This window comes from Metabacillus flavus (assembly GCF_018283675.1).
GTDB lineage: Bacteria > Bacillota > Bacilli > Bacillales > Bacillaceae > Metabacillus_B > Metabacillus_B flavus.
Window position 1 is genome coordinate 3196908 of record NZ_JAGVRK010000001.1, and the last position, 19320, is coordinate 3216227.

At 42.0% G+C, this 19320-nt stretch carries 23 protein-coding genes; 10 read left to right on the forward strand and 13 right to left on the reverse strand.

Annotated features, from left to right (window positions below; translation table 11 throughout):
* Positions 1-106: 106 nt before the first annotated feature.
* Complete coding sequence (locus tag J9317_RS16430) at positions 107-1009, reverse strand: aldo/keto reductase (RefSeq protein WP_211560421.1); 903 nt, start codon at positions 1007-1009, stop codon at positions 107-109.
* Positions 1010-1707: 698 nt separating this feature from the next.
* On the opposite strand from J9317_RS16430, the gene hpaB reads away from it, so the two are divergent.
* Positions 1708-3153: a 4-hydroxyphenylacetate 3-monooxygenase, oxygenase component gene (gene hpaB, locus J9317_RS16435; RefSeq protein WP_211560423.1), complete on the forward strand. Its 1446-nt coding sequence runs from the start codon at positions 1708-1710 to the stop codon at positions 3151-3153.
* 26 nt (positions 3154-3179) lie between these two features.
* Here the strand turns inward: hpaB and J9317_RS16440 are convergent, their stop codons facing one another.
* The 3 genes from J9317_RS16440 to J9317_RS16450 all read right to left on the reverse strand — a co-directional run bounded on the left by J9317_RS16440 (position 3180) and on the right by J9317_RS16450 (position 3918).
* Positions 3180-3416 (reverse strand): YueH family protein, encoded by a 237-nt coding sequence (locus tag J9317_RS16440; protein ID WP_211560424.1) that lies wholly within the window; start codon positions 3414-3416, stop codon positions 3180-3182.
* Positions 3417-3451: 35 nt separating this feature from the next.
* Entirely contained in the window at positions 3452-3616 is a 165-nt protein-coding gene (locus J9317_RS16445) for a hypothetical protein (protein WP_211560426.1), read from the reverse strand.
* 86 nt (positions 3617-3702) lie between these two features.
* Complete coding sequence (locus tag J9317_RS16450; RefSeq protein WP_211560428.1) at positions 3703-3918, reverse strand: spore germination protein; 216 nt, start codon at positions 3916-3918, stop codon at positions 3703-3705.
* A gap of 111 nt (positions 3919-4029) precedes the next feature.
* On the opposite strand from J9317_RS16450, the gene J9317_RS16455 reads away from it, so the two are divergent.
* From J9317_RS16455 to J9317_RS16470, 4 genes are read left to right on the forward strand one after another with little or no spacing between them, the layout of a single operon-like run.
* Entirely contained in the window at positions 4030-4272 is a 243-nt protein-coding gene (locus J9317_RS16455) for a spore germination protein (protein ID WP_082883896.1), read from the forward strand.
* 15 nt (positions 4273-4287) lie between these two features.
* The gene (locus tag J9317_RS16460; protein ID WP_211560430.1) at positions 4288-4530 is read left to right on the forward strand and encodes a spore germination protein; all 243 of its coding nucleotides are present in this window, start codon (positions 4288-4290) and stop codon (positions 4528-4530) included.
* Positions 4531-4548: 18 nt separating this feature from the next.
* Positions 4549-5025, forward strand: coding sequence for an Hsp20/alpha crystallin family protein (locus tag J9317_RS16465; RefSeq protein ID WP_211560432.1), 477 nt, complete (start codon positions 4549-4551; stop codon positions 5023-5025).
* 44 nt (positions 5026-5069) lie between these two features.
* Positions 5070-5537 carry a hypothetical protein gene (locus tag J9317_RS16470; protein WP_211560434.1) on the forward strand — a complete coding sequence of 156 codons (468 nt, stop codon included), beginning with the start codon at positions 5070-5072 and terminating at the stop codon, positions 5535-5537.
* 20 nt (positions 5538-5557) lie between these two features.
* Here J9317_RS16470 and J9317_RS16475 read toward each other — a convergent pair whose 3' ends face one another.
* The 7 genes from J9317_RS16475 to J9317_RS16505 form a co-directional block, all read right to left on the reverse strand.
* A complete protein-coding gene (locus J9317_RS16475; protein ID WP_211560436.1) occupies positions 5558-6682 on the reverse strand; it encodes an AI-2E family transporter in 1125 nt (374 codons plus the stop codon).
* Positions 6683-6809: 127 nt separating this feature from the next.
* Entirely contained in the window at positions 6810-8141 is a 1332-nt protein-coding gene (locus tag J9317_RS16480; RefSeq protein ID WP_211560438.1) for a hemolysin family protein, read from the reverse strand.
* A 203-nt stretch (positions 8142-8344) separates the two neighbouring features.
* Positions 8345-8569, reverse strand: a complete 225-nt coding sequence (locus tag J9317_RS16485; RefSeq protein ID WP_035411056.1) for a YuzF family protein — start codon at positions 8567-8569, stop codon at positions 8345-8347.
* An 86-nt stretch (positions 8570-8655) separates the two neighbouring features.
* Complete coding sequence (locus tag J9317_RS16490) at positions 8656-9186, reverse strand: HD domain-containing protein (protein WP_211560441.1); 531 nt, start codon at positions 9184-9186, stop codon at positions 8656-8658.
* A gap of 162 nt (positions 9187-9348) precedes the next feature.
* A complete protein-coding gene (locus J9317_RS16495; RefSeq protein WP_211560443.1) occupies positions 9349-10671 on the reverse strand; it encodes a sensor histidine kinase in 1323 nt (440 codons plus the stop codon).
* On the reverse strand, positions 10661-11335 hold the full coding sequence (locus J9317_RS16500) for a response regulator transcription factor (protein ID WP_211560445.1): 675 nt from the start codon (positions 11333-11335) through the stop codon (positions 10661-10663). Before J9317_RS16500 ends, J9317_RS16495 begins: the two co-directional genes overlap by 11 nt.
* Before the next feature lie 263 nt (positions 11336-11598).
* The gene (locus tag J9317_RS16505; protein ID WP_211560447.1) at positions 11599-12093 is read right to left on the reverse strand and encodes a hypothetical protein; all 495 of its coding nucleotides are present in this window, start codon (positions 12091-12093) and stop codon (positions 11599-11601) included.
* A gap of 195 nt (positions 12094-12288) precedes the next feature.
* Between J9317_RS16505 and adeR the strand changes: the two genes are divergently transcribed.
* From adeR to J9317_RS16520, 3 genes are all read left to right on the forward strand, one after another.
* Positions 12289-13521: a sporulation transcriptional activator AdeR gene (gene adeR, locus J9317_RS16510; protein ID WP_211560449.1), complete on the forward strand. Its 1233-nt coding sequence runs from the start codon at positions 12289-12291 to the stop codon at positions 13519-13521.
* Between the two features lie 122 nt (positions 13522-13643).
* Positions 13644-14774, forward strand: coding sequence for an alanine dehydrogenase (gene ald / locus J9317_RS16515; RefSeq protein WP_211560451.1), 1131 nt, complete (start codon positions 13644-13646; stop codon positions 14772-14774).
* A gap of 86 nt (positions 14775-14860) precedes the next feature.
* A complete protein-coding gene (locus J9317_RS16520) occupies positions 14861-15313 on the forward strand; it encodes an OsmC family protein (RefSeq protein ID WP_211560453.1) in 453 nt (150 codons plus the stop codon).
* A gap of 277 nt (positions 15314-15590) precedes the next feature.
* Here the strand turns inward: J9317_RS16520 and J9317_RS16525 are convergent, their stop codons facing one another.
* On the reverse strand, positions 15591-17366 hold the full coding sequence (locus tag J9317_RS16525) for an ATP-binding protein (RefSeq protein WP_211560455.1): 1776 nt from the start codon (positions 17364-17366) through the stop codon (positions 15591-15593).
* A gap of 154 nt (positions 17367-17520) precedes the next feature.
* On the reverse strand, positions 17521-18117 hold the full coding sequence (locus J9317_RS16530; RefSeq protein ID WP_211560457.1) for a sulfite oxidase-like oxidoreductase: 597 nt from the start codon (positions 18115-18117) through the stop codon (positions 17521-17523).
* Between the two features lie 109 nt (positions 18118-18226).
* On the opposite strand from J9317_RS16530, the gene J9317_RS16535 reads away from it, so the two are divergent.
* Together J9317_RS16535 and J9317_RS16540 are read left to right on the forward strand one after the other, a co-directional pair.
* On the forward strand, positions 18227-18820 hold the full coding sequence (locus J9317_RS16535) for a biotin transporter BioY (RefSeq protein ID WP_211560459.1): 594 nt from the start codon (positions 18227-18229) through the stop codon (positions 18818-18820).
* Between the two features lie 333 nt (positions 18821-19153).
* Entirely contained in the window at positions 19154-19318 is a 165-nt protein-coding gene (locus tag J9317_RS16540) for a hypothetical protein (RefSeq protein WP_211560461.1), read from the forward strand.
* The last annotated feature ends 2 nt before the right edge of the window (positions 19319-19320 follow it).

A 19320-nucleotide genomic window follows, 5' to 3' on the forward strand; every position in this document is an offset into this window, starting at 1 on the left:
TACATATTTTTCTGCCGCATCCTTTAACTGATCAAATGTATGCGTTCTTACGCCCTGGATCATATCAGGAGCACATCGTATGCATGAAAAAACCGGCTTTCTTTCCTTAAGGTACTTCGTGCCCCATAGATGCATGGAGGATGTCGAACCATTGCTGCCTGTCTAATTTCAAATCCAGCGCTTTTACTGCTGACTGGATGCGGTTTACCTTGCCTGACCCGACAATCGGCATGATTTTTGCCGGATGTGCAAGCAGCCATGCATAAAGAACTTCATCAATGCCGCTGGCTCCGATTTGTCCCCCGATTTTTTCAAGAACCGGATGAAGGCGCTTCGCCTTCTCATCTTCCCCTTTAAAAATTTCTCCTCCTGCAAGCGGTGACCATGCCATTGGAGGAATTCTCATTTCCTGGCACAAATCCAATGTTCCATCCTCAAAATTTTCAAGCTGATAAGCGGACAGCTCAATCTGATTCGTTACAAGCGGAAAATCGAGGTGGGACTGAAGCATATGGAATTGGGAATGCTTGAAGTTCGACACACCGAATTGACGCACCTTTCCTTCTTCCTTCAGCTTCTTGAAAGCCTCAGCCACTTCTGCTGGATCCATAAATGGATCTGGACGGTGAATTAAAAGCACATCTATGTAATCGGTTTGAAGATTCTTAAGCGACTGCTCTGCCGAAGCGACAATGTAATCTTTGCTTGTATTATAATGCTTAATGTTATTTTCAGGACGATTTTCTGAAACAAGCGCAATACCGGCTTTCGTCACAATTTCCATTTTGTCTCTAAGGGATGGTTTCAGTGCCAGGCCTTCTCCAAACAAAATGTCACATGTATATGAGCCATATATGTCTGCATGGTCAAAAGTCGTAATTCCAAGTTCCAGACATTGCTCGATTAATTTAAGCCGTTCCTCCTTGCTCATATTCCAGTCAGCCAGCCGCCATAAGCCGTGTATAATACGTGTAAAAGATAAATCTTCTGCAATTTGTATGCGTTCCATTTATATCATTCTCCTCTCATGTGATATTGTACTTCAATTATTAACGCTTTCACAGCACTTTGCCTCTAGATGCCTTCCGCAGCTTTTATTCATCCCGCCCGCTTAAGGCGAGTTCCTTAAATGGAAATCAGCCGGTAAGTTCAACAAATCCGAAAAAGTAAAAATGGGGGATCAAGACTGCATAAAATGCAATATCAGCTTGATCCACCCGTATAGTGCAATCCATAATGGAACGCTTAGAACTGTTGCACAGATCATTCCCTTAAAGAAGCTCCCATCGCTACTCATCTAAACGCCTCCTTTTACCCCTTTCAGTTTTACCTTTTCTATCTTCGTCTAAACGCCTTTGTTTTAGCTCTATTCTAAAAGATTGCTGTTTTTAAATAGGTTCTTTAAACAAAAACGCTGCGGGACTCCTGCAGGAGCTGCAAGATCGGTGAGAACCCATTGGAGTCTCATCGCCCGCTTCGCGGAAAGCGAGGATCCCTGAGAGGAAATCAACCATATTCAATCCTATTTCATAGCAGCAAGGTCTGCAAAAACCGACTTGTTTTATTATGTATTCTCTTTTTTTTTTCATGATGGATGAGTTGAATAAAACGCCTGATTTAAAGGGCTCACGTTCCATTTTGCACAGCATATAGTGAAAAAGGATTCAGTTATTCAGTTCGAACAAACATCTGTCGGGAGTGAAAAAATTGCCGGTCATTTCAGGAAAACAATTCATCGATCGGTTAAACCAGCTGCACCCTGCTATTTGGTATAAAGGAAAGAAAATTGAAGGTCCAGTTTCAGAGCATCCAGCATATAAGGGCGCCGTCCAGACCAAAGCTTCGCTTTATGATTTACAGCATGATAGTGCGAAGGCCGACAGGATGACCTTTTTATGCCCTGATACGAATGAACGTGCAGGTATGTCTTTTCTGCGGCCGCAAACGAAGGAAGATTTAGAGAAAAGACGCATGATGATGACGGAATGGGCACGCAAAACCCATGGCATGATGGGCAGGACACCTGATTACATGAACACCGCATTGATGGCTCTTGCAGCATCTTCTTCCATTCTTAAGGATCAGGATGAGGAATTTGCCAAAAATCTCATGCAGCATTACCACCGGGCAAAAAAAGAAGATTTATCTTTCACCCATAGTTTCATTAATCCTCAATCAAACCGTTCATCCACTTATTATGATTCTGATCACCACCCTGTTGCTGCAAAAGTAGTAAAAAAAACCTCTGAAGGCCTGATTATTAAAGGAGCACGTCTGCTTGCTACTGAAGGAGGTATGACGGATGAAGTCCTGGTATTCCCTTCAGGAGGGGGGGTTCAGTCAAAGGAATTCGCGTTTTCTTTTTCCATCCCCAGCAATACAAAAGGATTGACGTTTTTATGCAGAGAATCCTTTGCACAAGGTGAGTCATCCTTTAATTATCCGCTTTCCTCCCGCTTTGAGGAAATGGATACCGTCATCATTTTTGATCATGTCCTTGTACCTTGGGACCGGGTATTTTTTTATCATCGTCCAGACCTCGCTGTCCGAATGTTCAATGAGAGCTGCTTTGCTTCCCAGGCTCTTCACCAGGTTGTGAACCGGCAGCTTGTGAAGCTGGAGTTTCTGCTTGGCCTCGCCCAGCTTCTTGTCTCCACACTTAATGTGAGCGAATATCAGCATATACAGGAAAAAATCTCTGAATTGATTATCGGAACAGAAGTGATTGGGGCCCTTCACCACAAATCAGAGAGTACGGCATCTGTTGACCGATGGGGGACGATGTGCCCTAATCTCCAGCCCCTTTACTCTGCCATAATTTTTCATTCCAAGCTCTATCCGCGTTACATTGAGATCCTTCAGCTGATTGGTGCCGGCGGCTTCATGACGATTGCTTCCGAGGAAGATTTTGAATCAGAATTGGGTGAAAAAGCAGAGCATTATTTACAAGGTGCAGCCATCGACGGAAAAATGAAAACAGCCCTCTTCCGCCTTGCCTGGGATGTAACAATGAGCTCTTTTGGCGGAAGACAAACTCAATATGAACGTTTCTTTTTTGGCGACCCGATAAGGCTTTCTTCCAGCCTGTATAAATTCTATCCACGCCAGCACATGATCGACGAAGTGTTAGGCTGCCTGAACTATAACAACTAAAATAGGCGCCCAATGAGCGCCTATTTTTACATTTCGGTAATCCAGTGCCTGATCTTACCGGCAAGCAGTTTCGCTTTTTCCTGCTCCGTCACTTTAGTCAAGGATTGGAGGAGCTTTTCATCAACTTCTTCAAATGCTTCCTCATATCTCACCATAATAGACCATTGTTTCTCAGGTATGGCAACGAGGCTATATTCTTCCTTCTTGTTTTCATAGATAAAAACCATATCTGTACTGGGCAAATGCGCTCTTCTGATTTTCATTTCAGAATCCTTTCCAATAAGGTGGAGCTTCCTGATTACTTTATCATTTCTTTAGCTATAGGCTTCAGCGTTTCAGCTGCCTGAAGAATCTTAAGCGTATCCTGATTCTTTTCAGGAGATTTTCTTTCTGAATATAGCACTTCATTCACTTTGCTTTGTGACACACCTGCAAGCTTTGCGATGCATGCTGTTTCATTCATATTAAATCACCTCTATTTAAATCGTACATAAAGTTTATAAAGGAATCAACGTTTTTGCTGAATCTTAACATACTTGAAAAACGCAATTACGCATTAAGAGCATCCGTTTGATCGATAACATCTGCATCATAATCGTTCGTTAGATTCCTGCTGTTTACCAGCTGGTTTCCATCTCCATTGGAAAGAGCTCCTGCTCCAACAGCTGCCTTCAGCACACTCTTAGGAGAAATGGTAAACGTATCTCCAACTTTAAAAACACCGGAAACACTCTCTACTTCCATTGGGCCTACAAATGCCGGCATATCCTCACCTCTTTTTTATTCAGCCTATGCTTTTACGCTACAAACGGTTCAAACGAACAATTGGGCTTAAGCGGGCATACACTGTATAAGCGAATGGAGGAAGGTGACATTGTGCCGACTACGATTAATCTGTTCAACCTAAAAATTCATAGCATCTCATGCAACGGTTCCGTAAATATAGGCGAAACTGTGCATAACAGTCATACTGCCAGTTCTAAATCGACAGGATCGAATTCTTCCTTCGGCGATTTTTCACCTGCTGACTCCCTTATGGAAAATATATATATCGATCCGGATCAAAATGATCAATCCAACATTGCCAATCTTGATGAATTTATCGCCAGTCAGTCATAAGGAGGAATGGCAATTATGCCTTATCAAATCAACATATTTAACATAAAAGTAAATGGCGTAGCCCAAAACGGAAATATCGACTTCGGAAACGTCAGCCAAAACAGCCATACAGCCAATTCAAAGTCCGTAGGTGCAAGCTTTACAGTTGGAGACTTATCTCCTAACTGCTCCATAATGGGAAATGCCAATGCCGATCCTGACGTTAGTGACCAGGATCAAATTGCGAACCCGTCACTTCCAGTCACTACTCAAATTTGATCAGCAGGAGGGTGACCCTTGGATAAAGAAAAAATTCAGAAGTGGATGGAGCTTACCGAAAAATGCCAGAAAAATGATTTTTGGAAATCTATTTTTGATACAGAAGAAGCCGGGAACCCTGTATCATCTACATCTTCATCCCGCGGAGATGCAGCGTTTCCCAAATATGATCTTTACTCGCACAATGGCATTCTTGCAGTCTTAATAGAAATCCCCGGTTTCAGAAAGGAAGATTTTACGGTTACCCTTGATTCCACTAAAACGAAGATCCTCTTCAAAGGAGATCTTCGTCCGCCCTATTCCTTTCAATATAGAGTTTCTTCCGAACGAAGCTATGGAGAAACAGAACGGGTCATTTCGCTTCCCTATCCTGTAGAAAAAGAGTCTATCCAAAGCCAATATGCCAATGGGATCTTAGAGCTCACCTTTAAAAGGGCTGACGAAGAAGATGCCGTTTCAATAAACTTCACAGAAAGTCATAATGACGGGCAGTAATTCCATATAATACATTACCTTGCAAACATGTGTGGGATCAGTCCATGTTATTCAGAAAAAAGAAGAAAGAAGCGGAAACACAAGCCATCCAGCATAAGCTTGCTAAGCTTGAGAAATCCATTCAAAACCTGGCAGGGGTTCTTTCACAGCTCGACAGCCGGTCAGAACCTAAATCCGCAAGTGCCGAATCTATTATGATCCGAAAAACACAGGCAGAGCTTGGACACACCTTATCTATGCTGGGGAATGAACTTTCTTTTATTAAGAATCATTTGCTTTCAGCAGGGAATTCCGAGAACCCGTCCGAAAAAACCGGTCAAATCCCCGTTGTTTATATTCAAAATCTTCACGTTGAGCACGTCGACATGAAAGAGGTGGATTTAAGCAACAATCTGGGTCAATTGGGAATAAAAGAATTGCCCGGGCAGCTAAATATTGGAACGGTATACGGAAAAAGCAAACCAGCAGAAAAAAAGAATCCGAAAGTATATATTCAGCCAAAAAAAGACTGACTCAAATGAGCCAGTCTTTTTTACAATTTCGGATTTTTCAAATCGTTTGCTCTTTTTTCAGCCTGATACCTCATTCTAAGACGGATCAATCTTGTTAAATTTAAAATCGTTGCTTTTAAGACCGCATAGGTGGGAACAGCAAGAATCATGCCGATGATTCCGCCAAAGCTTCCCGCACCGATCATCAGAAGGATAATGGTCAAAGGATGGGTATTGATTCTTTTCCCAATGATCAGCGGAGATAAGAGATTTCCGTCAATCTGCTGAACTACTAATACGACCAATGCGGCAAGCAATCCTTTAGTCGGGGAATCCAGAAGCCCGATTACTACTGCAGGCGTTGCCCCAAGAAAGGGTCCAAGATAGGGAATGATATTAGAAACGGAAACGGCAATTCCAAGGATCAATGCGTAATCTAAGCCAATTATAGAGAATCCGATAAAACATCCTGTTCCAACAAAAATTGAAACAAGAAGCTGTCCCTGGATATAAGCTGCAAGCGTATCATACAGGTCATGGAAAATTTTAATTCCTTCATGACGATATGTATTCGGCAAAACTCTAACTGCCTGCACAGGGAATTTATGACCGTCTTTAAGCATAAAGAACAAAATAAAAGGCACCGTTACAATCGCCAAAGTAATATTTGTTACGACTCCAAGAACAGCTGTGATGCTCGCAGTCAGGTTTTGGGGCAGCTGTGATGCAAAGTTCGTGAGAGACTGTTCGATCTTTTCAATCGAAACATAGTCCTGAGTCATGATCCATTTAAACCACGTAGATTGAGAGAGACTTTGAATAAACTGCGTCAGTTCCGTTACATAGTTCGGAAAATTATTAAAAAGATCCGTTACCTGTTCGGATAGAAGCGGTCCCGCAATTGCGCCAAGCATGACAATAAGTCCTATAAAAATCAAGTAGATAATTAATATAGCCAAGGTTCTCGGCACACGGTTCTTTTCCAGGAATCGGACAATCGGGCTGAAGATAAAGAATAAGACACCTGCAATAAGCATCGGAAAGAAGAGGGTTGTGGTAAACGATACCAGTGGTGAAAAAATAAACGAGACTTTGGTACAGACGAAAATGATTAACAGGATTAATAATATTTCGAGCGTCCAAAAATGTACTTTAGACTTCAGCAACGGGCACCTGCCTCCTAAACCAGTTTATTCTTTTACCTTCAACCTACTATCCTCACATCTCTATGTCAATGCTAATCAATTAAAATCAAAAAATAAAGCGCGCAGAATGGATATCCACGCGCTTACCTTATTGTACATTTGCTGCCTTTTCCTTTTCAGACTGAAGCTTCAGGACTTCCACTGATCGGATCAAGTGCCCCTCCATTTCTCGGACGGTAAACTCATAGCCTTCATGAAAGACCGTTTGGCCCTCTTTAATGTCAATATTTCTTGTCAGCATCCATCCGCCCACTGTATCAATGTCCTCCTCTTCAATCTGGAGATGAAGAAGATTGTTTACTTGATGCAAAAGGACTTTTCCATCAAAAATATAGTGATGTTCAGACTTTCTCTGGACCTCTGGTACTTCATCCTGGTCAAATTCATCCCTGATTTCCCCTACAATCTCTTCAATAATATCTTCAACAGTTACGAGCCCTGCTGTTCCGCCATACTCATCCACCAAAACGGCCAGATGTACACGTTCTTTTTGCATTCTTATGAGCAAATCTTGAATCGGTGTGGTTTCAATCACTTCAATTACCGGTCTGATATATTTTATTATTTCCATATTCTCACGATTTTCCTCATTATGGGTAAAGAGATCAGTGAAAATCTCTTTGCTGTTAACCATCCCTAAAATGTGATCTTTGTCGCCATTCACAACTGGATAGCGGGTATATTTTTCTGTACTCATCAGCTCCAGGTTCTCCTGAAATGTATCCTCAGAGTCCAAAGCAGCAATTTCCGTTCTTGGAACCATGATTTCTTTTGCCACCCGGTCATCAAACTCAAAAATTCTGTTTACATATTTATATTCAGATTGATTAATTTCCCCGCTCTCATAGCTCTCCGATAAAATGATTCTCAATTCTTCCTCTGAGTGGGCAAGCTCGCTCTCAGATGCAGGCTTAATCCCAAAAAGGCCTGTAACAAATCGGGCAGAAGAATTTAACGCCCAAATAAAAGGAAACGCAATTTTGTAAAACATAATCAGCGGTCTGGCAAATGCGAGGGCTACGGCTTCGGTTTTTTGAATAGCGACCGTTTTCGGTGCAAGCTCTCCTACGACCACATGAAAAAAAGTAATGATAGCAAATGCAATCGCCACCGTTACAACATGCGAAAATGACTCTCCTATTGGAAGCATCTTAAATAAAGGCTCAAGCAAATGGGCTACTGTCGGTTCTCCCAGCCACCCCAAGCCAAGTGCTGTCACGGTAATACCGAGCTGGCAAGCTGATAAATACTCATCAAGACTTGTCGTGACCCTTTTAGCAGCGGCTGCGTTTTTATTTCCTTCTGCAATAAGCTGATCGAGCCGCGAGCTTCTGATTTTTACAATAGCAAATTCCGATGTGACGAAAAATGCTGTTAAAGCAATAAGTATGGCAACGAGCACTAGATTAACTATGTCCAAAATTCCCTTATCCATAATTGGATAAGGAGTCACCTCCCAATGGTTCAGGTTATCTGTATATTGTTTATGGTTTTATAAGGTACAGCCTTTTTAACCCGTCATTACCTATACCCTAAATTCTTTTGCCGCTCACATGTATATAAATGTCATCGCCAATTAAAATAAAAAGCCGGGTTCGCAGCTGAACCGGCTTCTTGGGACTTCTAATCGTTATCAGGCATAATGGATACGATTTGCTGAATACGGATAAAGAACACAGAATCTCCGTTAGCCTTTAATACGATGTGATCTGGCTTCACATCCGTAAGGTTTCCACGAACTGTATCCCTGGTCGTTTGAATGACAAGGTCCTTCCCAATAACCGTCTGAAGCGTTTGATATACATATGGATCAATGATTGTAATCATTTGAGGAGCCTGGTTCTGCATGGGGTTCATCTCCTTTTAAGCATTCTTCACACTTTTAACGTATGAGTTATGCAGCGGAGATATCACCACTTCCCGGATTCTTCGGACTATACCGTTCTTTTTAAGGGATGGTTCCTCTTTTCTATAAGCTGATCCAGTTCCTGTATCTTTTTCCTTGCAGTCTGTTCGGAAATTCTCCTGTAGTGATGCTTTCCATCCGGTTCCTCATCCATTTCGTCTGCCAGCTTTACCACTTTTTGCAGAGGATTCTGTGACAGGCTCCCGTCAGGCAGATAGGAATCTGTATGGAGAAGAATAGCGAGGGCGATCTCTTTTGCAGCTTCCCGGTCCTCTCCGAGACGAACCAGCAGCTTGTGAGCACGCTCTGCTCCTTTAATGGCATGAATGTCATTTTTCTTATATTGTTCGAAGTCCCATTCCCCATCTGTATACCATTCATAATGTCCAATATCATGAAGCAGTGCTGCCTTAACTGCCAAATCCGGATCAACTCCTTCTTTTACGGCAAGTCTATACGCATGATAAGCAGCAGAAACGGCATGGGCAATTCCTGAACGCTGCAAATATTTTTGTGCAATCGGATGGTCAAAGATCTCTGTCAGCGTAACTTTCCTCATCTATGAACCCTCCTTATCCTAAATAATTTTCTTATCAAAATATCATAGTTGAAAGACAATATCAAATGAAATGTAATATTCTATGACATCTCTTGAAAAGTTGTCCATTTAAATGCCCTGACTGTACAAGAAAAACCGTTCCTCATTATGAAGAACGGCGATTTATCGTGGAAGAAGAACCTGAAAGGCGACCCCATCCTTTTCGTTTTCAACTGTAATGGAGGCATGGTGAAGATCAGCAATCCGCTTAATAATGGCAAGTCCAAGACCGAAATTGCCCTTTTCTCCTTTTACAAACGGCTGAAACAAATTGGAAAGAAGCTTTTCGCTTACCGGTTCACCATCATTGTAGCAGCGTAAAAGAATTGAATCTCCACGTTGCTTCACAGAGAGATCCACTGCACTTCTGGCATATTTAAGCGCATTTTCCAGAAGATTTTCAAGAAGCACCCTGATTTGTTCCTCGCTGCCATAGATTTCAGCGGGTTCTAAATCTGTACGGATCTTTACCAATGGATTGGCGGCGCTGAATCTCACAATCACATCCTCTGCCGTTTCATTAATATTGACCGGTTTCTTTTCAAGCTTCAGCTGTGAAAGATAATCGAGTTTTGTTAAATAAAGCAAATCTTTAATTTTCTTCTCTAGCAGCAGAGCCTCTTTTTCAATGATATCGGCAGATCCCTCAAGCGAGCCCGCAGGATGAATCCCATCTTTCATTGCTTCTGAGTAGCTTCTAATCACCATAATTGGAGTTTTTAAGTCATGGGAAACATTTTGAAGCATTGTCTGCTGAAATTCGTCTTGTTTTTTGAGCTGCTTCCTCATATCATCAATTGAGACGGCAAGCTTCCCGATTTCATCCTTCCGATCTAATAGAAGGGATTCGCCAAGCTTTCGCTGAGAAATTTTATTTACATGGACCGTGATCAAATCGAGCGGTTTAACTAGCCATTTTGAAAATATAAAAGCAAGGACAATGCCGCCCACAATGATTAAGGCAAAAATGAAGAAAATCCGTGTTAATAAAGTTTGTATAAGTTCATTTCGATACTTGTCCCATAGGAAGGACACCAGATATCCTTTGTTTCCTTCTCTGTCATAGCCTTTTCTAATTACATAGAGCATTTCACTTTTACCGAAGGATAAATTATAGCGTTTAACATTTTCTTCTTGCTGCTGGCCCTGAGCCAAAAACAATCTCAGATACTGCTCCTGAGAGTCACCCTCATAATGCCCATTTTCGTAGATGAAAATATGTTTAACAGAACGGATTTGCTGATCTGCAGAAAAATTATCCGCAGGATCCGTGTAGTTTAGATTTGGGTAGGATGGCTGCTGCGCCTCTTCAATTGTGCGAAAAAGCTCATTTGTAAAAAACGTCTTTAGTGTTGAAGGAATGACAAGAAAAAAGACAATCGCCATTACCACGATTAAACCTGTGAAGAGTGTGGCAATTTGAATAAAAAGCGGCTTATTTCTCAAGATACTTTACCGTCCGGTATCCGTATCCGTAAATCGTCTCCACGTGCAGTTTAGGGCATTTTTTTCTTACTCTTCGAACTAAATCATCCACTACCCGGTCAGAACCAAAATAGTTGTCTCCCCAAACATAGGTCAATATCTGCTCGCGGCTCAGAGCGCTTCCAACGTGCTTGACAAGATAAACAAACAGATCAAATTCCTTTGAAGTCAGCTGAATCACTTGATTGTTTTCGGAAATGGTCCTCTCTCTTTCCTTAATAATATACGGACCATAAATCAGGCTTGGCTCCTCTTGCTTTTCATAGGTGCGCTTCATAATTTTTTTCGCCCGGATAATCAATTCCTTCGGCAAAAAAGGTTTAGCCAGATAATCATCCCCGCCGAGCTCCAGACCTATTATCCGATCGAGGTCTTCATCACGTGCACTAATAAAGATAACAGGAGTCTCTTCATTCATTTTTTTGATTTCTTTTATAACGTCATAACCATCAACGTCCGGCAGCATAATATCAAGAATCCATAAATGAGGCTGTTCATGAATGCTTTTAATGGCATCCGTACCATTATGAAAGGTCTTTACTTCCCAATTTTCCTGTTTCAAATAGGTGGTCAATACGGTATTTAAATGATTTTCATCTTCTACTAAATAGACGGTATAAGACATTTCAATCCTCCATAAGCTTGACATTCAATCAGTGAAGGCAATCACCGAGTCTGATTCACTAAAAAAGGGAGCAGGAATGCTCCCTCTTATTCCTTCTTATTATTGTACCTTTTCATCCAAAAGGTTTTCCAGTTTTTCATTTACAAATGGCATGCTCTCAATTGGTTCCGCATCCTTTTGGATGTAAGGCATGGTCCATTTTTATCCTAACCGAAAAATGACGCAGAAATATGATAGAACTATGGGGAATTTATTAATAAGCTTTACTTCACTCGTTGTTCGAGTTCTCTATTTCGGCTTTGCACCCGTTTAAGCATACTGTTTAGCGATTCTTTAATACTTGCTTCATCTTTATCTTTTAAAGCACGCTTAAGATCCTGTAAAACCCTTTTCCGGTCAGGATGTTGAGGATGCCCCTTGTGTTTGCTTTCCCGCCACTCTCTTGTATTTTTCCGGATGGCTTCCTCTGATAAATTTTGTTCCTTCCACTGTTTTCTTAATCCAGCTAGTTCATTCCGGTCTTTTTTATAATTTTGATGCAGCTTTCCCTTGAGCTCTTCTCTTTTTTTGATTGCAGCTTCCCATTCATGGGTCTTTTCTGGCGTATAGGTTCTCACAAGGCGGAAAAGCTCCTGCTTCCTATCCATTTTGAAATGCTCAGAGTGTTTTGGAATATGCGGTTTTACAGAGGAAGCGAATGCAGCACTTGGAGCAGACAGCACAATCATTAAACTGGTGATCATCGATAATGCTTTCATTTTAAATCATCCTTTCTTCCGGGAATTAGAATTCAGGTTTAGGATATCCAGAATTTCCTGGGAAATTATGTTGAATTGTGTAATATGATGATCCTTCATTTTTATTGTGAGTTTAATGATGCTCCCTCTTTTTGTTGATTTTTACAAAGGAGATGCGCATACTTTTTAATAGAAGAACGAGCAGGAGTGACGAAAATGACAGACCGCTATAATCAGCCTTTCATCTACCAATTTGACCGTCTGGAGGATATTGCCGACAAAATCAGTGAAGTATTGTCCCTCCCGATTACAATTGAGGACGTAAATCATCGTCTTCTTGCCTACAGTACACACGACGACTGCACAGACCCTGCGAGAATTTCTACTATTATAGGCCGCCGGGTTCCCGAGAAAGTGATTAACAGCTTATGGAAGGACGGGACGATTCCTAAGCTTATGAAAACAAAAGAACCGATCCGAGTGAACCAAATTGAAGAGGTCGGTCTAGGCAGCCGGGTTGCTATTTCTATTTGGAAAAATGAAGAGGTCCTTGGATTCGTCTGGGCTCTTGAAATCGAGAAAAAGCTATCGGCTTCAGAGCTTCAGCTATTAAAAGAAGCGGCCGAGGCGATTAAAAATAAACTGCTGAATCTTCATGCCAGTAAAACAAAAAAACAGGAACGCAGCCAGGAAATGTTCTGGAGGCTGCTGACCGGAAATGTCCATACGATCCACGAGATTCAACAGGGCTTTGGACAGCTGAATGTGAAGATTCCTCAGACATTTTCGGTCATTCTTTTTACATTTGCAGAAGAAATTTCCCAAAGCGCTGAGAAGCAAATTGATTATCTTCTTAAGACGACTCAGCAGGTTCATGTTCTGCTTTCTACAACAGATTACAACCAGCTTATTATATTGGCAGAGCCTCGCGGGGAGCAGGCATTGACAGAGCTGAAGGATTTTTGCGCTTCTACTGTAAAGCAGCTGGATGAGCGGTTTGCACTCCGCGGTGTTGAGGCTTGTATCGGAGGGGTTTACAGCGAAACGCTGAAAATTGAACAAAGCTACCGCGAAGCGCTTGCCGTTTCAAAGATTAAACAGCGTTTTTCCGAAGAGACCATTTCTTTAACCAGTTTTTCAGAGCTTGGGATCTATCAGTACCTTGATGTTCTTTACGAGAAGCGCAAGCAGGAAGGATTTGAAAATTACTCTTTGCAGAAGCTTAAGGAGTATGATGCCGATCACAAATCCAATCTAACCGAGACACTTGAGGTATACTTAGAGGCCGACAGCTCGGTGAATGCAGCAGCCAAGCTGCTGAATGTCCACGTAAACACACTTAGCTACAGGCTAAAACGCATTGCTCAAATAGCGGAGATTGATTTAACAAACCCAAATGAGAAAATGACCATTTATCTGGATATGAAGCTGGAGCGGATGTCTTTGTGAAATTTCACAAAAGCATGGAAACCCTTTCTCTTTTTTAAACAAACAAAAAAAATGGAGAAGCTATTATACTAAACCTATAACTTATTCCAAACCAATACCTGACCTTATAGGAGGACGGATTTATGATTATAGGTGTACCTAGAGAAATTAAAAATAACGAAAACCGCGTTGCGCTGACTCCAGGCGGAGCGGCTCAATTTACTGCTGCCGGACATCGTGTTCTTGTAGAAAAAGAAGCTGGCTTAGGAAGCGGCTTTACAAATGAGGCTTATTTGGAATCAGGAGCAGAAATAATTGAGACTGCAGCTGATGTCTGGGCTCAATCCGATATGATCATGAAAGTAAAAGAGCCATTGCAGCCTGAATACGGATATTTCCGCGAAGGCTTGATTCTTTTCACTTACCTTCACCTTGCGGCTGAACCGGAACTGGCTCTTGCTCTTAAACAATCCGGTGTAATTTCCATTGCCTATGAAACAGTCTCTGCCGGACGCACTCTTCCATTGCTTACACCAATGAGTGAAGTGGCAGGCCGTATGTCTGCTCAAATTGGCGCACAATTCCTCGAGAAGCCTAAAGGCGGAAAAGGGATTCTGCTTGCAGGAGTTCCCGGGGTCAGCCGAGGTAAAGTCACGATCATCGGCGGCGGCGTAGTTGGCACAAACGCTGCTAAAATGGCGATCGGACTTGGAGCGGATGTGACCATTATCGATTTAAGCGCGGACCGTCTTCGTGAATTAGACGATATTTTCGGCACCCAAATTAAAACACTCATGTCCAATCCAATCAACATTGCCCAAGCAGTCGCTGAATCCGACTTGCTTATCTGCGCGGTTCTTATTCCAGGCGCTAAAGCACCGACTCTTGTAACAGAGGAAATGGTAAAAAGCATGCAGCCTGGTTCTGTCATCGTTGACGTAGCGATTGACCAGGGTGGAATTGTTGAAACCGTTGACCACATCACAACACATGACCAGCCTACTTACGAAAAGCACGGAGTTGTCCATTATGCTGTTGCCAACATGCCTGGTGCCGTTCCTAGAACATCTACAATGGCGCTTACTAATGTGACCGTTCCTTACGCACTGCAAATCGCCAATAAAGGCGTCTACAGAGCCATTTCAGAAAATATTGCACTTAAAGCAGGCCTAAACACAGCAAAAGGAGAAATTACGTACGCAGCTGTAGCCCGTGACCTTGGCTTTACGTATGTACCAGCTGAAGTAGCCTTGGATAAGGAATTGACTGTATAACAATCGGTTGAAAAAGAAGGTGCGATGAGCATCTTCTTTTTTTAATGTTACAAGTTGCGATACACTAGCCTGAGGAGGCGATATCAATGGCAGAACACAGCTTTTTGCTTCAGGCAACATGGCCCGGCGGAAGAAACAGTGTCGGGGAAATACAAACCGGTCATTTAAAAACATCCATTTCCATCCCGCCTGAAATGGACGGACCTGGCGAGGGAACAAACCCCGACGAAATGCTTCTCGGGGCAGCAGCAACATGCTATATCATTACACTCGCCGCCATGCTCGAAAGAAACTCAATCTCGACAGAAAGTCTCACGATGGAGTCTGAGGGAATCGTCGAGGTGGTAAAGGGATATATTACGTACAAAAAAATCATTCACCGCCCTGTTTTGGTTCTTACATCTGAAGCGGAAGAAAAAGAGGTCCGCCTGGCTCAGAGACTGGCAGAAAAAGCAGAGCAGTCCTGTATGATCTCAAGAGCACTTAAAGGCAATGTTTCCATCGAATTGGAAGCTCATATAGAAAAAAGTTCAAAATAATCCGCCTGCCTAAAAAGCCTTGTCAAGGGCAGTATATGAAAACCCGGAAACGCTCAGCATGAGCATTTCCGGGTTTTTGTATTACATTAGGGTTTATGGATGTTTTTAACATTGTACATTGGTAATGCTGATTGGAGCGGAAGGGGCGAGACTCCAGCGGGAGCAGCGGGACAGGTGAGACCCCGCAGACGCAAAGCGGCGAGGAGGCTCAAGCAGCCCGCCCCGCGGAAAGCGAACGCCTGCAGCGGAAATCAACAGCCAAATTTAACAGAGCTTATTAAATAAATCTTTTCTTGGCTTCTTCAATCGGATCCAAAGGAAGAAGGATGGTCACGGTTGTCCCTTTTCCAAGCTCACTCTGGAACTGAATTTTCCCTCTATGCTCATCCTTTACAATTTTGTAGCATACCGTAAGCCCTAAGCCTGTACCTCGTTCTTTCGTTGTGAAAAATGGCTCTCCCAGTTTTTCAATCCGGTCAGGTTCAATGCCCTCTCCTTCATCCTGCAATATGAATTGGGCATAGCCATCGGCCGTCAGCGAGCAATAGATGGTCATCATTCCGCCAAACTCCATTGCTTCAATTGAATTTTTAATTAAATTCAGGAAGACCTGCTTTAAATGATTTTTGTTGCACATAATATACAGCTCCGGGTCAGCATTTATACTGAATTGTACATACGCAGCTTTAGCTGTTTCTTCCATAAGCAGGATAACATCATCCAGTATCTCTGCAGCTTTTTCTTTTTTGAACGTTTTGCCTTGAGGCTTTGCAATCAGCAAAAGCTCATCAATGACTTCATTAATCCGATCAATCTCCTCAGCCATTACACGCAGATGATTTTTATGCTTCAGGTTCTCATCCTCACCTAAAAATTGGACAAAACCTTTAAGAGAGGTAAGCGGGTTTCTGATTTCATGAGCCACCCCGGCTGCCAGTTCTCCAACTACACTCATTTTCTCTGTCTTTAAAATATATTCTTCGTCCCGCTTCCTTTGACTGATATCATTTCCAATACATAAGATCAGCTGTTTCCCATCAAGGGTTACTGGAATTTTCAGAACTTCAACCCACTTGACCTGTCCTTTTAAATCAACAATTTTGTCAACCTTTTCATATTTCGGTTTGATTCCAAGGAGAACCTTTTTCTCTTCCATCTCAATTTTAACTGCCTGAACGCTGCGGGGATTCAGATCCAGGTCTGTCTTATTCAGCAGATCTTTCACATCCATATCATAAAGAGAAGCCATGGCTTCATTGGCGATAATATACTGATGATCTTCATTTTTCACATATATATAGTTGGGATTAAGATTCATAATTTTATGAAGGAGGTTTTTCTGCTCCTTCAGACCGCGGGTAAGATTTTGAATAAGACCGATAAAAATGATTAGTGTAAGCAATATAGACGAAAAACCGGACACAAAAAGCGGAAGGATTTTATACCCGCTCAAGAGTCCAATCGTGATAACACTGAAAACCGTTATGCTTAAATACACGCTAAATAACCGATGTTCCTTTACAGTCAGGAAAATGGAGAAAAGAATTAAAATGAAGGCAACAAGTAAGGTTAAGCTCGTGTTCAGAACAAACAGCCACTGCCAATCTCCGAAGACAGGATAATAGTGATTAGGGTATTGTTTGCCAGGGTTATATATCTCCAGCCCTCGGACTCCTAAAGCAGTGTTGCTGAGCACATAAACAGCGGTGCTTAACGTAAAGGAGAAAATCAAGATAAGCCGAAGCATCCATACGAAAACTTTTTTGGAGAATAGGCTCACTTTGCTGTAGCGGGTAAGAAGAATGTACATGAAATAACAGACCACTGGAAAATTAAAAATGATGCCAAACCGGAAAAAGGTGAAATATCTTTCGGCTTCTTCAGGCTCAAATAACTCCACTCCATATAAGATGGATAAATCAAATTGCCAAAAAGCCAGCAAAAGGAGAAAACTGATGGCGACTTTAAAAAAAGGAGTGCGATTGTGAAACAAAATCACAACACCTAATACAAAAGGAATGATCGCGATAATAGCCAATAACGTAAAATACATGTAGTTTACACTCCATTAAATCTCGGGAATTAGATCGCTGTAAATATGCCAGCATAGTATTTATTATAACAATACAGGAGCTGTTTCGCGCCCCCTATGGTTAATGTTTTTTATTTTTCAAGTATTAATTTTTACCAATAAAGAAAATAAAGCATTAGTCCCAGGAAAACCTCTCCTCTTTCCATGGATTCCCATACATATGGTAGCCATTCTTTTCCCAGAATCCCGGATGATTTTGTTTAGTAAATTGAATTCCTCTCAGCCATTTAGCGCTTTTCCAAAAATAAAGATGAGGAAAAACAGCTCTGATCGGGTATCCATGCTCTGGGGTTAACGGTTTACCATCATGAGAATGAGCCAGCAGACTTGTCCCCTTCAGGAAATCCTCTAAAGGAAGATTTGCCGTCCATCCTTCCTCAGCATGAAGAACAACAAATCCCGATTCTCCACTAACTCCTGCAGCATGGGCTATATCCCTTGCTCTAACACCTGTCCATGTATTATCAAGCCTGGACCATCCCGTCACACAATGAATATCATTGGAAACCGTTGCTTGAGGAAAATTCATCAAATCCTCAAAACTGAGCAGCAGCGGTTTTTCTACAAGCCCGTAAACCTGCAGATTCCAGCTCTTCAACTCTCGATATTCCGGAACCGACCCAGCATGCAGGACCGGAAAGGATTTCGTCACATGCTGGTTAGGAGGAACGCGTTCTGAATCAGCATGCGCTTTAGATTTTCCGAAGTACATTTTGTTCACCGCTTTCTTATGTTAACCTTAAAATAATTTGAGTTGACATTAGTAGCACCATCTATTAGTCTATATATAAAAGCCTATAGGTGTAAAGGAGAATTATGGTATGGGTAGAAGATTTCAGACAATTGACTTAGTATACGCCAGTATGTTTGCCGCTTTAATGGCAGTCGGGGCAAATTTAACTTCATGGGTGCCGTTTCTGCAGGTAGCGGGAATACCGCTGTCCATGGCTCCATTTTTCTGCGTGCTTGCAGGGCTTCTGCTTGGAAGCCGTCTCGGAGCAGTATCGATGGCGGTCTATGCACTTATAGGCGCAGCAGGCGCACCTGTCTTTGCAGGATTTTCATCAGGATTGGGCATCCTTTTCGGAAAAACAGGCGGATTTATCCTTTCCTATATATTAGCTGCTTATGCAGCAGGAAAAATCGTAGAATGGAATAAAAATCCGAAGCTCCCGGTTTTTATGGCCGCTGCTTTTGCAGGAATTATCGTCATTTATTTTTTCGGAACAACCTACATGTATGCAATCATTAATTATGTTGCAGGGGCCAAGCTTTCCTATTTAGCATCATGGCAGATCATGGCCTGGTTCGCCGTTAAAGATATTGTATTCACCATCTTCGCAGCTCTCATCACTCCGCGTATTTATCATCAGGTAAAAAAGGGATCCCGTCAAACGAAACAGCGGGCAGCGTAAGATATTTATGGGATGGCAGCCAGGAGCTGCCGTCCTTTTTTAATGCGGCGGCTAATAGTTTTATGTTTTGAATACTGATTAAATCAGCAAAAATAAGGATATGAGCATTATGGAGCGACAATCAGTCTAGTGTATGCAAAACGAATTATTTTGCTCAGTTAGGAAATGACACAACTTTCCGTTCATTGCAGCATAAAATATTTAGGTAAAAATAAACAAAATGGGTTGAATTACCCTTTATTTTAATGTAATCTATTAACTATTGCCGCCGGAGGTATAAATAGAGCTCCAATTTGGCATAATGCAAGTATTGGAATAAAAGAGGTGAAGATCATGTCTGGATTAGCGATTAAACGCTATTTTTTGAGTGAGCTGGACCGCGAACAATATGAAACAGAAGTATTAAATCATACCCCATCTGCAGCCGATTATTTGTTCGAATGGGACGACGCTGAACTCCTTAACGCATGGAAAAATATACAATCACAAGCATTATAATG

Bases quoted from the DNA above. Each gene is read 5' to 3' on its own strand.
- J9317_RS16430 (WP_211560421.1), bottom strand. From the start codon at position 1,009: ATGGAACGCATACAAATTGCAGAAGATTTATCTTTTACACGTATTATA.
- J9317_RS16440 (WP_211560424.1), bottom strand. From the start codon at position 3,416: ATGAAAATCAGAAGAGCGCATTTGCCCAGTACAGATATGGTTTTTATC.
- J9317_RS16445 (WP_211560426.1), bottom strand. From the start codon at position 3,616: ATGAATGAAACAGCATGCATCGCAAAGCTTGCAGGTGTGTCACAAAGC.
- J9317_RS16450 (WP_211560428.1), bottom strand. From the start codon at position 3,918: ATGCCGGCATTTGTAGGCCCAATGGAAGTAGAGAGTGTTTCCGGTGTT.
- J9317_RS16460 (WP_211560430.1), top strand. From the start codon at position 4,288: ATGCCTTATCAAATCAACATATTTAACATAAAAGTAAATGGCGTAGCC.
- J9317_RS16470 (WP_211560434.1), top strand. From the start codon at position 5,070: ATGTTATTCAGAAAAAAGAAGAAAGAAGCGGAAACACAAGCCATCCAG.
- J9317_RS16485 (WP_035411056.1), bottom strand. From the start codon at position 8,569: ATGCAGAACCAGGCTCCTCAAATGATTACAATCATTGATCCATATGTA.
- J9317_RS16490 (WP_211560441.1), bottom strand. From the start codon at position 9,186: ATGAGGAAAGTTACGCTGACAGAGATCTTTGACCATCCGATTGCACAA.
- J9317_RS16500 (WP_211560445.1), bottom strand. From the start codon at position 11,335: ATGTCTTATACCGTCTATTTAGTAGAAGATGAAAATCATTTAAATACC.
- J9317_RS16505 (WP_211560447.1), bottom strand. From the start codon at position 12,093: ATGAAAGCATTATCGATGATCACCAGTTTAATGATTGTGCTGTCTGCT.
- adeR (WP_211560449.1), top strand. From the start codon at position 12,289: ATGACAGACCGCTATAATCAGCCTTTCATCTACCAATTTGACCGTCTG.
- ald (WP_211560451.1), top strand. From the start codon at position 13,644: ATGATTATAGGTGTACCTAGAGAAATTAAAAATAACGAAAACCGCGTT.
- J9317_RS16520 (WP_211560453.1), top strand. From the start codon at position 14,861: ATGGCAGAACACAGCTTTTTGCTTCAGGCAACATGGCCCGGCGGAAGA.
- J9317_RS16525 (WP_211560455.1), bottom strand. From the start codon at position 17,366: ATGTATTTTACGTTATTGGCTATTATCGCGATCATTCCTTTTGTATTA.
- J9317_RS16530 (WP_211560457.1), bottom strand. From the start codon at position 18,117: ATGTACTTCGGAAAATCTAAAGCGCATGCTGATTCAGAACGCGTTCCT.
- J9317_RS16535 (WP_211560459.1), top strand. From the start codon at position 18,227: ATGGGTAGAAGATTTCAGACAATTGACTTAGTATACGCCAGTATGTTT.
- J9317_RS16540 (WP_211560461.1), top strand. From the start codon at position 19,154: ATGTCTGGATTAGCGATTAAACGCTATTTTTTGAGTGAGCTGGACCGC.